This window comes from Gordonia sp. 135 (genome assembly GCF_009720185.1).
Taxonomy (GTDB): Bacteria; Actinomycetota; Actinomycetes; order Mycobacteriales; family Mycobacteriaceae; genus Gordonia; species Gordonia alkanivorans.
Window position 1 is genome coordinate 1,471,556 of sequence record NZ_CP046257.1, and the last position, 12,892, is coordinate 1,484,447.

Annotated in this window: 9 protein-coding genes; 6 read left to right on the forward strand and 3 right to left on the reverse strand. The window is 66.6% G+C overall.

Features of this window, described 5'->3' with window-relative positions; translation table 11 throughout:
• Positions 1–47: 47 nt before the first annotated feature.
• The 4 genes from GKZ92_RS06740 (at position 48) to GKZ92_RS06755 (ending at position 3,672) form a co-directional block, all read left to right on the forward strand.
• Positions 48–398, forward strand: a complete 351-nt coding sequence (locus GKZ92_RS06740) for a DUF2834 domain-containing protein (protein ID WP_042378813.1) — start codon at positions 48–50, stop codon at positions 396–398.
• A 111-nt stretch (positions 399–509) separates the two neighbouring features.
• Positions 510–857, forward strand: coding sequence for a hypothetical protein (locus GKZ92_RS06745; RefSeq protein WP_042378812.1), 348 nt, complete (start codon positions 510–512; stop codon positions 855–857).
• A complete protein-coding gene (nirB, locus tag GKZ92_RS06750) occupies positions 857–3,355 on the forward strand; it encodes a nitrite reductase large subunit NirB (protein ID WP_155225127.1) in 2,499 nt (832 codons plus the stop codon). The genes GKZ92_RS06745 and nirB overlap by 1 nt, the downstream gene beginning before the upstream one ends.
• The gene (locus tag GKZ92_RS06755; RefSeq protein ID WP_155225128.1) at positions 3,352–3,672 is read left to right on the forward strand and encodes a Rieske (2Fe-2S) protein; all 321 of its coding nucleotides are present in this window, start codon (positions 3,352–3,354) and stop codon (positions 3,670–3,672) included. The genes nirB and GKZ92_RS06755 overlap by 4 nt, the downstream gene beginning before the upstream one ends.
• Positions 3,673–4,172: 500 nt before the next feature.
• Here the strand turns inward: GKZ92_RS06755 and GKZ92_RS06760 are convergent, their stop codons facing one another.
• From GKZ92_RS06760 to GKZ92_RS06770, 3 genes are all read right to left on the reverse strand, one after another.
• Positions 4,173–5,486, reverse strand: a complete 1,314-nt coding sequence (locus tag GKZ92_RS06760; RefSeq protein WP_196222033.1) for an IS110 family transposase — start codon at positions 5,484–5,486, stop codon at positions 4,173–4,175.
• Between the two features lie 239 nt (positions 5,487–5,725).
• On the reverse strand, positions 5,726–6,022 hold the full coding sequence (locus tag GKZ92_RS06765) for a GIY-YIG nuclease family protein (protein ID WP_155225130.1): 297 nt from the start codon (positions 6,020–6,022) through the stop codon (positions 5,726–5,728).
• 298 nt (positions 6,023–6,320) lie between these two features.
• Positions 6,321–10,424: a bifunctional nitrate reductase/sulfite reductase flavoprotein subunit alpha gene (locus GKZ92_RS06770; RefSeq protein WP_042378615.1), complete on the reverse strand. Its 4,104-nt coding sequence runs from the start codon at positions 10,422–10,424 to the stop codon at positions 6,321–6,323.
• 239 nt (positions 10,425–10,663) lie between these two features.
• Here GKZ92_RS06770 and GKZ92_RS06775 point away from each other — a divergent pair, with 239 nt between their 5' ends.
• Positions 10,664–11,350 (forward strand): response regulator transcription factor, encoded by a 687-nt coding sequence (locus GKZ92_RS06775; protein ID WP_155225131.1) that lies wholly within the window; start codon positions 10,664–10,666, stop codon positions 11,348–11,350.
• 17 nt (positions 11,351–11,367) lie between these two features.
• Positions 11,368–12,864 (forward strand): HAMP domain-containing sensor histidine kinase, encoded by a 1,497-nt coding sequence (locus GKZ92_RS06780; RefSeq protein ID WP_396246694.1) that lies wholly within the window; start codon positions 11,368–11,370, stop codon positions 12,862–12,864.
• The last annotated feature ends 28 nt before the right edge of the window (positions 12,865–12,892 follow it).

A 12,892-nucleotide genomic window follows, 5' to 3' on the forward strand; every position in this document is an offset into this window, starting at 1 on the left:
CTTCGTGTCACCATCGGGGCACACGACACACATTCGGAGGAGGCGCAATGGCGTACGAGGGTATGAACCAGAAGTGGCGGGAGCGTTCGCTGTTCGCCGTGTTCGTGACCGCGCTGGTCACCCAGAACGCGATCGCGATCCCGTACGTTCAGCGCAACGGGCCGGAGTCGGTGAAGGACTTCTTCGTCGGCGACATCATGAAGACCACCCCGGGCCGCTTCGCGATGGTCGACCTGCTCTTCGTGGTGATCGCCTTCCATCTGTGGGCGTTCGGCGAGGCCAGGCGATTGCGCATCATGCCCTGGTGGTTTTCGTCGGTGGTCCTCACCTTCGGGGTCGGTATCGCGACGGCGATCCCGTTCTTCTTCCTCGCCCGCGAACGCGCTCTGCGACGCTGAACTCCCAGATCCGCACTGCTCTCGTGGCTGCGGATGCGGCGTGAGGACCAGACAACGCCGACGTAACACCGAGGCAAGTCGCATTTCACGCGGCGCGCGGATAGTGGCGGCATGTCGAGTACTCCGCACTTTCTGCAGGGTGTCTTCCCGTTCGCGGGAGCGGGCCTGACCAAGTCCGGGCCCATCGACCCGTCGTTGACGTTCGTGGTGCCGTCGGGAATGACGGCCCAGCCGTTGTACTTTCGCGGAGGCAACAGCTCCGACGAGCTGATCTGTGTGACGCTGTTGCGTGACGGGGTGCCGATGCGGATGTTCCCGATGGGGGCCCGGTCGTCGGTCAACGTGCCGTTGCGGGTGGTCGAGGACGTCGACCCCGACGCGACACTCGAACTCGTGATCGCGGCCCCCGAGGGCACGAGCGGCGACGTCGTGATCGACTTCGGGATGGTCGTCTTCTGATGACGGACTCCCACAGTCAGCAGCGGCGGCGCCTGGTTGTCGTCGGAAACGGTATGGCCGGCGCGCGCACGGTCGAGGAGATCCTCGAACGCGGTGGCGCTGACCAGTTCGACGTCACGATGGTCGGCGACGAGCCGTACGGCAACTACAACCGCATCATGCTCAGCCATGTGCTGGCCGGTGAGGCCACGGTCGACGACGACGACCTGATGCTGAACCCGATGGCCTGGTACCGCGAGCACGGCGTCACCCTGTACGCCGGCGACCGTGCCGAATCCATCGACCGGTTCGCCAAGACGGTGACATGCGCGTCGGGCCGGTCCATCGACTTCGACGTCCTCGTCATCGCGACCGGCTCCCACACGTTCTTCCCGAACATGGATGGCCTGCGCGAACCCGACGGCAAGCTCGCCCGCGGTGTGTTCGGCTTCCGGACCATCGAGGACACCAACGGCATGCTGCAGATGGCGACCTCGCGTGATCACATGCGCGCCGTCGTGATCGGCGGCGGCCTGCTCGGTCTCGAGGCCGCTTACGGCCTGCAGACGCAGGGAGTGGCCGTCGACGTCGTGCACTCGCCCGGGCACCTGATGAACCAGCAGCTCGACGAGCGCGGTGGGCGCGTGCTGCGCAACAAGATCGAGTCTCTGGGCGTGGGTGTCCACACCGGCAAGCGGACGACGTCGGTGCTGCGCAACGACGACGGGACTGTCGCGGGAGTCGGCTTCACCGACGGTGATTCGCTGCCCGCCGACATGATCGTGGTGACCGCCGGTATCCGGCCGAACGTAGAGATCGCGCGCGGAGCCGGGCTCGTCGTCGAACGCGGGATCGTCGTCGACGATCAGATGCGTTGTGAGGACGAGGCATTCATCTATGCGGTCGGGGAGTGTGCGCAGCATCGCAGTGAGGTGTACGGACTCGTGGCCCCGCTGTGGGAGCAGGCGGTGGTTCTCGCCGACGTGCTGACCGGCGCGAATCCCCGGGCCGAGTACCACGGTTCGCGCCTGACCACGAAGCTCAAGGTCGCCGGCGTCGACGTCGCGGCGATGGGTGTCAAGGGTCCGGAGCGGGACGACGACGAGTTCGTCCAGTTCTACGAACCGCGCAGCGGTGTCTACAAGAGTGTCGTGGTCCGGGACAACAAGCTGATCGGCGCCATGCTCCTCGGCGACATCTCCAAGGCGAACTTCCTCACCCAGGCCTTCGACGAGAAGGTGCCGCTGCCGGACGAGCGCATCTCGATGCTGTTCGACCTGGGGACGCCGAGCGCGGCGACCGGTGCGGCCGAACTCGCCGACGACGTACAGGTCTGTAACTGCAACGGGGTCACCAAGGGTGACATCATGAGCTGCGTCGCGTCGGGCTGCACCAGCGTCGGCGAGGTGTGCGCGAAGACCCGGGCGGGCAAGGGATGTGGATCGTGTAAGGGACTCGTCGCCGACATCGTCGAGTACGCGGCCGGCGACACCCTGACGGCCGACGCCTCGGCCGACTGGTATGTCCCCGCGATCCCACTCACCAAACCCGAACTGATCGACGCGATCCGGCGGCAGAACCTGCGGTCGGTCAGTGAGGTCTTCGAGAAGCTGGCCCCGGAGGGGGAGGACGCGACCGCGAAGATGCCACTCGCCTCGCTGCTTCGGATCATCTGGGGGTCGGACTGGAAGCGTGAGCCGGGTGCTCTGTTCGTGAATGACCGTGTGCACGCGAACATTCAGCGGGACGGCACGTTCTCCGTGGTGCCGCAGATGAAGGGTGGGGTGACCTCGCCCGACCAGTTGCGCAAGATCGCCGACGTCGCGGATAAGTACTCGATCCCGATGATCAAGGCGACCGGCGGTCAGCGACTCGACCTCCTCGGCGTCAAGAAGGAAGACCTACCAAAGGTCTGGGAGGACCTCGGCATGCCGTCGGGCTATGCCTACGGCAAGTCCTTCCGGACGGTGAAGACCTGCGTCGGAACCGATTACTGCCGTTTCGGTCTCGGCGATTCGACGCAGCTCGGTATCGATATCGAGACCCGTTACCAGGGGCTGGAGTCGCCGGCGAAACTCAAACTCGCCGTGACTGGTTGCCCGCGCAACTGTGCCGAGGCGCTGTGCAAGGACTTCGGTGTGGTAGCCATCGGCGACGGCAAGTGGGAGATCTACGTCGGCGGTGCCGCCGGCGCCCACATCCGCAAGGGCGATCTGCTCGCGACCGTGGACTCGCCCGGCGAGGTGATCCGGTTGTGCGGCATCTTCATTCAGTACTACCGCGAACAGGGCAAATGGCTCGAGCGGACCTACGCGTTCGTACCGCGCATCGGCATCGAAGAGTTGCGCGCGATCATCGTCGACGACCGCGACGGCCTGGTGGCCGGCCTCCAGGGGCGGATCGACGAGGCGGTCGCCGCCTACGTCGATCCCTGGCTGGATCGCGCCGAACCGAAGTCGCCCGCACAGTTCACCCCTGCGCTGCCGTTGCTGCCGCTCCCGCAGGTGCCGGTCCGATGACCAGCATCGCCGAACCCGGAGTGGTCATCGGGGCAGTTGCCGACCTCGAGCTGGGGGAGAGCCGCGCATATGTCCTGGGCGGGAACCAGATCGCGGTGTTCCGGATGACCGACGGCTCGTTGCGCGCCACCGGCGCCGTCTGCCCGCACCGTGGCGGTCCGCTCGCCGACGGCCAGTTCGACGCCGCGAAGGTCGTGTGCCCGCTGCATCAGTACGCCTTCACCTTCGGTGATGGTGCGTGCACGTCGGAAGGTATCGGATCGGTGACGGTGTACCGCGTCGAGGAACGCGGCGGGGACATCATCGTCTGGGTTTGAGCCGCTCGCTCGAAGTCCGCCGGTTGGCGACTGCCGCAAACCCCGCTCCCTGAGGTGTGAGACGAGCCAACCCCGCTCCCCTGAGGTGTGAGACGAGCCAACCCCGCTCCTGAGGTGTGAGACGAGCCAACCCCGCTCCCTGAGGTGTGAGGAGCGTTAGCGACGAGCCACGAAGGGTTGGTGAGTCGAATGCTCGCCGCTGACACCATTCTCGTTTACTAGCAGCCTATGAGGGTTTGTGTCAATGGGGCCTGTGGTGGGGTGTGGGCGTGTGGGGTTGCCGGGCGGCATGTGTGGCTGTCCGGGGTGTGAGTGGTGTGCGAGGGTGGTGGTCTGCGGCCGGGGTCGTGCCTGGCGCGGGCTCTACCTAGCGGTCAAACGGGTTGCTACCCAACAGCCTTCATCCGAGCTCGGGTCGCGCCGGGTGGGACTGCTCAGGCTCAGGGTCGGGTTGTTCCCTAGGTGCGGCGAGCTTGTCCCGGTCGGTGGGGATTGGTGGTTCAGGCGGCGCTCACCTCCGCAGTTTGGGGCGGTCCGGCCAGCGCGGGGTCCCAGGGTGTGGCGGTGGTGATGACGATGTAGAGCTGGCGCAGCAGGGCCGCGGCGATGGCCACGTAGGCCTGGTTGGGTGCGAGTCGTTTGTGGGTGCGGGTGGTCAGGTGCTGGTAGCGGTCGGCGTAGACCGGGTTGTGTCGTAGCGCACCGAACGCGGCACGCCAGGCGGCGGTACGTAGCCGGGGGCGCCCGCGTCCGCTGATGGTGGTTTTGCCCTGGTAGCTGCCCGAGGAGTTCTCGCGCGGGCACAGCCCAGCGTGTTTGACCACCGCACGGGCGGAATCAAACCGGCTCAGATCACCGGTTTCGGCGAGGATCGCCGCCACCGAGACCGCGGTGACGCCGGGGATGCTGGTGGCCAGCGTGGCGAGCTGCAGGTCGTCCAGCACCGCCAGCATGCGGGTCTCGGCCTCACGGCACTGGGCGGCGGCGTGGTGAAAGTCGTTGAGACCGTAGTGGGCACGTTCCAACGCGCCAGCCCGGTCCGGGCTGTCGGTGGTGGTGAAGGCGGCGTTGATGATCGCGGTCAGGATCGGCCCGTGGATCCGGTGGGCGCCCCAGCGGGGAAGCTCACGCCGCAGCCGGGCCCGTAGCCGGGTGTGGGCACGGGCGGGGGTACCGAAGGCGGTGATGGTGCTTGGGTCGCAACCGATCACGGTCATGGTGGCCAACCACGTACTCGAGTCAAGGGGTTGGGCGGCGCAGTCGAGCACGTCGGGCCAGGCACTGTCGAGCAGGTCGCGGACTTGCTGACGGGCCGCAGCCCGGCGGGTGAGTTGATCAGCTCGTCGGACGCCGAGGTGCCGGAGCCGTGCCCAGTGCGGGTCGGCGTGTTCGGGCAGGTAGACGTGGAGTTGGGTGGTCAGTCGGGCGATCAGCAGGGCGTCTTTGTCGTCGGATTTGTCGCGGGTGAAGTCTTCGGTCTCCCGGGCGCGGGCGACCATCATCGGTTGCACGCACACCATCTGCACCCCGGCTGCGGCGGCCACATCGCCTACCACTTTCCACCGGTACCCGGTCGGTTCACACGCGAGGACGATGCCGGTGAACCCGGCCGCCTTCGCCTGGGTGCGGGCCCAGGCGATTGCCGGCCCCAACTTCCACGGTGTGCAGGCAAATGTTTTGCGGGCCAGGATGCGGGAGTCGTGGTCGGCGACCACGATCACCTGCTTCTTCGACGCCAGATCAATCGCCACCACCGCATGATCACGGCGCACGATCTGTCGCAGTCGGCTCAGACGGTCGTTACGGCGTTTCACTCCTCGACTCAACGGACTAGCCTCAAACATCGACATCCTCCTTGTTGTGGTTGGGACACCAAGCCCTTACGACCACAACAGGAGGATGTCCCGTTGTCACAACCTTCTAGCTATTACTAGGTGTGAGGAGCGATAGCGACGATTTGCCCCTCGTTCCCTGAGGTGCGAGGAGCGTAGGCGACGAGCCACGAAGGGTTGGCGACCTCGGACTCCGCGCTGTCGCTGCAGGATTGAAGCTCTCAACCAGGAGTACGACGCTCCTGCGCACCTGGTCGCTTCGCCAGCATCTTCAGATGATCGATCTCGCCGTCGATCAACGCTCTCTTCTTCGCTCTGGACCATCCGTGAAGCCGCCGCTCGATTCGGTAGGCGTCGGCGAGATCGAGTTCCGCTGACCACGCCAGACGAACAGGGCGTCGTTGGGACGTGTACCCGGTCTGAGTGGTGTCGTGTTCGCGAAGTCGCTTCGCGAGATCGCGGGTACTGCCCACGTAGTACGAGCCGTCGGAGCACTCGAGGATGTAGACCCATGCCATGTGGGGATCATGCGGTTCGGATGGGTGGAATCGGCTTGGTTGTTGGCAGCTGTGGACAGGTTTGACGAAGCCGCTGCTTCTGGGGAGTTCTTGGGTTACCAGCCCTTCGTGGCTCGTCGCTTGCGCTCCTCGCACCTCAGGGGGCGGTGGTGGTGCGCTTCGCACTCAGGGGGCGGTGGTGGTGCGCTTCGCACTCAGGGGGCGGTGGTGGTGCGCTTCGCACTCAGGGCGCGGTGGTGGTGCGCTTCGCACTCAGGGGGCGGTGGTGGTGCGCTTCGCGCCTCAGGGTGCGGGGCGGTCAGTAGACGTCCCGGACGTACCGCTTGTCGGCGGCGAGGGCCTTGACGTAGGCCTCGGCGCTCGCGGGGGAGCGGCGACCGTACTGCGCAACAATGCCTTTCAGGGTCGCGTCGACGTCCTTGGCCATCCGGGACGCGTCGCCGCAGACGTAGACGTGGGCGCCGTCGTGCAGCCACTGGTAGAGCTCTTCGCCGTGTTCGACCATGCGGTCCTGGACGTAGATCTTGCGGTCCTGGTCGCGGGAGAATGCGACGTCGAGGCGGGTCAACAGGCCGTCGCCGAGCATCGTCGTCAGTTCGTCGCGATAGTAGAAATCGGTGGCCGAATATTGTTCGCCGAAGAACAGCCAGTTCTTGCCGTTGTGGCCCAACGCCTCCCGCTCGCGGAGGAAGCCGCGGAACGGGGCGATGCCGGTGCCGGGCCCGATCATGATCATCGGGGTGTCGGGATCGGCGGGCGGGCGGAAGTGCGTGGTCGAGGTGACGAAGACCCCGACCTCGGTGTCCTCGGCGTGGTCGGCGAGGAAGGTCGAGCACACGCCGCCGCGCTGGATGCCGCATCGGTTGTAGCGCACCGCATTCACGGTCAGCTGCACCTCGTCGGGGCTTTCCAGCGGACTCGACGAGATCGAATACGACCGTGGGGCCAGCGGTTTGAGGACCGCGAGCCATTCGTCGACGTCGGCGTGGATCGGGCGCTCGGCGAGGACATCCACCGACTGTCGTCCCCAGGACCAGTCATTGAACTCCGACTTGTTGCCCGCAGTGGCCAGGGCTTTCAGGTCGTCGGAACCCGAACGCTCACCGACGAATCGGACGAGGTCGGGTGTGACCCGCGCGAACTCGAGCCGTTCGCGTAGCGCCTGGTACAGCGGCATGTCGTCGCCACCGACCGTCACCGTGTGTCCGCCGTCGAGTCCGGTCCGGTCGAGGAACTCCTCCACGAGGGCCGGATTGTTCAACGGCCACACGCCGAGCGCATCGCCGGCCTGGTAGGTCAGGGTGTCCGCCGGCAGCCGGAACCCGAAGTTGCGCACATCCTTCTGCGAGCCCTCGGCATTCAGCTTCACGTTCCGAACCAGCGAGGTGACCAGCGGTTTCTTGCGGGAGTAGGCAGGCGCGGTCCGAACCGACGGGGCGGCCGCGGAGTCCGCGGGCTCGCTGACCACGGTGACCCGATCGTCGGTCACGCCGGAGACCGGCGCACGGTTGCCGATGCTGATCGCACGGATCACGTCGTTGAGCCAGCTCCCGGCCGTCTCCTCGAAGTCGGGTTCGCAATCGACCCGGTCGACGATCCGACGACCGCCGAGCTCGCCGATCCGTTCGTCGAGTTTGCGTCCGTGGCCGCAGAAGTCGTCATAGTTCGAGTCGCCGAGGGCGAGCACCGCATAGTCGACCTCGGAAAGGTCCGGTGCCTCAGCACCGTTCAGCGCCTCCCAGAACGCTGCGCCGTTGTCCGGCGGATCGCCGTCGCCGGTGGTGGACGTGACGAAGAGTGCGGTACCCCGTAGTTCGCCGACCTCGACCTCGTCCATCGACTTCGCGTCGGCCCGGAGACCGTTCGCCGTCATGCGTTCAGCGGTCTCGGCGGCCAGCTCCTCCGCATTGCCCATCTGCGACGCCCACAGCACGGTGATCGTGCTGGTGGGATCATTCGAATCCGGTGTCGGCGCAGGCGGCGTGGCGGCGTCGGCGCGCGAGTACATCCCGGCCAGCAGGCCGGACGCCCAGAGTCGGACCTCCGCGCTCAGCGGCGCGTCGGCCGGGATCGAGGGAACACCCGGTGGAGTTCCGGAAGCACCAAAAGCCGAGACTCCTGCGGCCAACCCGGCCAGATACAGCTGTTCCGCCGGTGACAGCTCCGGAACGGCGACCTCCGAAACGCCCAGTGCATCAGCCAACTCGGACGAACCGGTGACCGGTGGCACCGCTGACGGCGACCCCGCGACCTTGGTCAGTGTCACGGCGCACACCTTGAGTTCCGGCTGCTGCGACAGGGGATCCACGGCATCGGAGGTGACCGCGTTGATGGAGAGGTGTTCGCCGAAGGCGTCGTTCCAATGGAACGGCACGAAGCAGTTCCCGGGGCGCACCCGGTCGGAGATCCGGGCGGGCAACACCGCTCGTCCGCGACGCGACGCCACCTCGACCTTGTCCTTCGCTCCGAGGTCCAGGCGTGCGGCATCCTCCGGATGGAGTTCGACGAACGGTTCGGGGTTCAGCTTGTTCAGCTTGGCGACCCGGCCGGTCTTGGTCATCGTGTGCCACTGATGCGGCAGCCGACCGGTGTTGAGCAGGAACGGATAGTCGTCGTCCGGTAGCTCCTCGGCGTCGAGGTGAGGCCGTGCGAAGAACTGGGCGCGGCGCGTCGGTGTGGCGAATGCCAGCCGAGGCACCGTCCCGTCGTCGAGACGATGCAGGGTCTGACTCCGGCCGTCGTTCAGGTACCGGATCGGATTGCGCGCACCGTCGGCGAGGAGGTCGGCTCCGTCGGACGACGGCGGACACGGCCATTGCATCGGAGTCCGGCGCAGACCGTCGTAGGTGACGCCCCGCAGGTCGTAGCCGGTGTTCGGATTGGCGAACTGTTTGATCTCGTCGAAGACCTCCTCGGCACTCGAATAGGAGAACGCCTCGGCGTACCCCATCTCCGACGCGATGCGCGTGATGATCTCCCAGTCCGGGATCGCCTGCCCGGGTGCGGCGAGAGCAGGCTCGAACAGGGTGAGGTTTCGCTCCGAATTCACCATGATCCCGGTCGATTCCGACCACAGCGTCGCCGGCAGTACGACGTCGGCGTACTGGTTGGTCTCCGTCTCGGCAAAGGCGTCCTGGGTGATCACGAGATCGGCTCGTTCCAGGCCTTCGATCACGGTCTTCCGGTTGCCCACCGAGGCAACAGGATTGGTGCAGATGATCCAGCAGGCCTTGATGTCGCCGTCGGCCATCCTGCGGAACATGTCGATGGTGCCGCCCCCGACGTCCGTGCGCAGCGTGCCGGACGGGATGCCCCACGCGGTCTCCACGAACGTGCGGTCCGCCTCGGACAGCACCGAACGCTGGCCCGGCAATCCCGGCCCCATATAACCCATCTCGCGGCCACCCATCGCGTTCGGCTGGCCGGTCAGGGAGAAGGGTCCGCTGCCGAGGCGGCAGATGGCGCCCGTCGCGAGGTGCAGGTTGACCAGAGCATTGGTGTTCCAGGTGCCGTGCGTCGACTGGTTGAGACCCATTGTCCAGCAACTCATCCAGTCGCCGGCCTCGCCGATCATCGTGGCCGCGGTGCGCAGGTCGTCGGCGGCGATGCCGGTGATGGATTCGACGACCTCCGGCGGATACTGCGCCGCGAACTCGGGCATCTGCTCGAAACCGTCGGTGAACGACGCGATGAACTCGTCGTCGGTGTGACCGCCGGAGATCAGCAGGTGCAGCAGGCCGTTCAGGAAGGCGAGGTCGGTACCGGACTCGATCTGCAGGAACAGGTCGGCCTTGTCGGCGGTCGCGGTGCGCCGCGGGTCGACGACGATCAGCTTGGCGCCCGCCTTGACCCGGTCCATCATCCGGAGGAAGAGGATGGGGTGACAGTCGGCCATGTTCGATCCGATGACCAGGAAGACGTCGGCGTGGTCGAAGTCCTGATACGACCCGGGCGGACCGTCGGAGCCCAGCGACAGCTTGTATCCCGTGCCGGCGCTGGCCATGCACAGGCGCGAGTTCGACTCGATCTGGTTGGTGCCGATGAAACCCTTGGCCAGTTTGTTGGACAGGTACTGCGCCTCGAGCGACATCTGGCCGGAGACGTACAGCGCCACGGCGTCGGGACCGTGTTCGTCGACGATGGCGCGCAACCGGCGCGCGGTGTCGGTGATGACGGCATCGAGGCCGCTTCGGCGGAGCTCACCGCCGCGGTCGTCCCGGACGAGCGGGGCGTCGAGGCGTCCGCCGGCGGCGAGCATGTCGACGGTGGTCGATCCCTTGGTGCACAGCCGGCCGAAGTTCGTGGGGTGGTCGGCGCGCCCGACGGTCCTGACGAGCTCGCCGGCGTCGCCGAGCCGCATCTCCAGGCCACAGCCGACGCCGCAGTAGGCGCACAGGGACATGACCGACCGGGACATGACGGGGTGCGTGGTGGGGGAGGCGGTCACGGTCTCCAGCGTCGAAGTCGGATGTTTCGCAACCCGAAGGCCGGGGTTACACAGCCATCAACTTGACCTCACAGTCGACGGCCATGGCTGTGAAGGGAAAAGAACTGCAGGTCGCACGCAATTCCGAGACCGGATAGCCGGAGTTGCGGCGTTGCTCAGGCGGATCTCAGCCGAGGCGGATAAGACTGTATGCCATGCGCATCCTCGTGGTTGATGACGACCGGGCGGTCCGGGAGTCGTTGCGACGGTCGCTCAACTTCAACGGATACACCGTCGAGACCGCGGGCGACGGCATCGAGGCACTCGAGAAGATCCTCGCCGATCGTCCCGACGTCGTCATCCTCGACGTGATGATGCCACGCCTCGACGGCCTCGAGGTGTGCCGCCGACTCCGTTCCGCCGGTGACGACCTGCCGATCCTGGTCCTGACCGCCCGTGATTCAGTCTCCGAGCGGGTCTCGGGGCTCGACGCCGGCGCCGACGACTATCTGCCGAAGCCGTTCGCACTCGAAGAACTACTCGCCCGGTTGCGGGCGCTGCTGCGTCGTGCGGCACCCGACGCCGACGCGGACTCGGAGACCCTCACCTTCGCGGACCTGTCGCTCGACCCGGTGACGCGTGACGTGACCCGTGGCGAGCGGTCGATCAGCCTCACACGCACCGAATTCGCGCTGCTGGAGATGTTGATGGCAAACCCGCGGCGCGTGCTGTCCCGCAGCCGCATCCTCGAAGAGGTGTGGGGATACGACTTCCCGACCTCGGGCAACGCTCTCGAGGTCTACGTCGGCTACCTGCGCCGCAAGACCGAGGCGGACGGGGAGTCGCGACTCATCCACACCGTGCGCGGTGTCGGATACGTACTGCGGGAGACCCCGCCCTAGTGTCGTCGTCCTCGCGGATGCGTGACCGCCTGACCCACGTGCTCGCCAACGGACCTGGCTCCTCCAGGGAGAACTGCCCGTCCGGGGAGAAGGAGATGCGGGCACCGATGCCGTTGACGCGAGCGGTGTCGCTGCGTTCGCGTGTCACGATCCTCTCGGCGACCGTCGTGCTGGTGTCAGTGAGCCTGATGGCCGCGGCCGCGTACTTCGTGGTGTACCGGGCGATGTACAACGAGGTCGACCAGCAGCTGGAAAGCCGTGCCGACGGGATGGCGGCCTTGGCGCGGGCCGGTGTGCTGCGCAACCAGCCCGAGCAGCTGGTGGCGGGAACTGTGTTCTCCACGAACATCTCGGTCGCGCTCGTGACCCCGAGCGGTCAGACATATCTCATCGGGCAGGTCCCCTTCGAGGACCCCGAACGCGAGATCGTGCGGGCGCCGGCAATCGCCGGGACCAATCCGCAGAGCCTGCGCACCACCCGGAATCAGCGCGTGCTGACGCGCAAACTCGACGACGGCAACACCCTCGTCCTGGCGCAGAGTCTCATCCAGACCGACCGCGTTCTCAAACGCCTGGCTTGGGTGCTTCTCGTGGTCGGTTGTGGCGGAGTGGCTTTGGCGGCTCTCGCCGGTACGACGGTCGGACGTGCCGGACTGAGACCGGTGGCCCGGTTGAACCGGGCCGTCGAACGGGTCGCGCGAACGAACGACCTGACACCCATACCGGTGACCGGCAACGACGAATTGGCCAAGCTCACAGCCAGTTTCAACGCGATGCTGCGGGCGCTCGCCGAATCCCGGGACCGTCAGGCGCGTCTCGTCGCCGACGCCGGACATGAACTGCGAACGCCGTTGACCTCGCTGCGCACCAACCTGGAACTGCTGATCGCGGCGAGCCGACCGGGCGCACCGGCGGTCCCCGAACAGGACATGGTCGACCTGCGCGCCGACGTGATGGCTCAGATCGAGGAATTGTCCACGCTGGTCGGCGATCTCGTCGACCTCGCCCGCGAGGACGCGCCCGAGGTGGTCTACGAGGAAGTCGATCTCGCGGAGATCGTCGAGCAGGCCCTCGAACGCGTCCGGCGGCGCCGCAACGACATCGACTTCGAGCTCGACCTCGCCCCCTGGTACATCTTCGGCGAACAGCACGGCCTCTCCCGTGCGGTACTGAATGTGCTGGACAACGCGGCGAAATGGAGTCCGCCGGGCACGTCGGTGACCGTCGGCTTGACACAGACCGGGATGTCGACAGCGCAGCTCACCGTCGCCGACGCCGGTCCCGGAATCCCCGAGGAGGACCGCGGTCTCGTCTTCGAGCGGTTCTATCGTTCGACGCAATCGCGGTCGATGCCGGGATCGGGGCTGGGCCTGGCGATCGTGCGGCAGGTCGTCGAACGTCACGGCGGCACCGTCACGGCCGACACCTCGCCACGCGGCGGTGCGCTCATCCGGATGACTCTGCCCGGCCGGGCAACTCCTGCGGAACCATCTCCGCAAGTGATTCGTCAATAAGGATGAAGCGCCGTGCATCGGCGGGTCA

What these genes read in the sequence shown, in the direction of transcription:
- GKZ92_RS06780 (WP_396246694.1), top strand. Translation starts at nt 11,368, where the DNA reads ATGCGTGACCGCCTGACCCACGTGCTCGCCAACGGACCTGGCTCCTCC.
- GKZ92_RS06740 (WP_042378813.1), top strand. Translation starts at nt 48, where the DNA reads ATGGCGTACGAGGGTATGAACCAGAAGTGGCGGGAGCGTTCGCTGTTC.
- GKZ92_RS06775 (WP_155225131.1), top strand. Translation starts at nt 10,664, where the DNA reads ATGCGCATCCTCGTGGTTGATGACGACCGGGCGGTCCGGGAGTCGTTG.
- nirB (WP_155225127.1), top strand. Translation starts at nt 857, where the DNA reads ATGACGGACTCCCACAGTCAGCAGCGGCGGCGCCTGGTTGTCGTCGGA.
- GKZ92_RS06755 (WP_155225128.1), top strand. Translation starts at nt 3,352, where the DNA reads ATGACCAGCATCGCCGAACCCGGAGTGGTCATCGGGGCAGTTGCCGAC.
- GKZ92_RS06770 (WP_042378615.1), bottom strand. Translation starts at nt 10,424, where the DNA reads ATGTCCCTGTGCGCCTACTGCGGCGTCGGCTGTGGCCTGGAGATGCGG.
- GKZ92_RS06765 (WP_155225130.1), bottom strand. Translation starts at nt 6,022, where the DNA reads ATGGCATGGGTCTACATCCTCGAGTGCTCCGACGGCTCGTACTACGTG.
- GKZ92_RS06745 (WP_042378812.1), top strand. Translation starts at nt 510, where the DNA reads ATGTCGAGTACTCCGCACTTTCTGCAGGGTGTCTTCCCGTTCGCGGGA.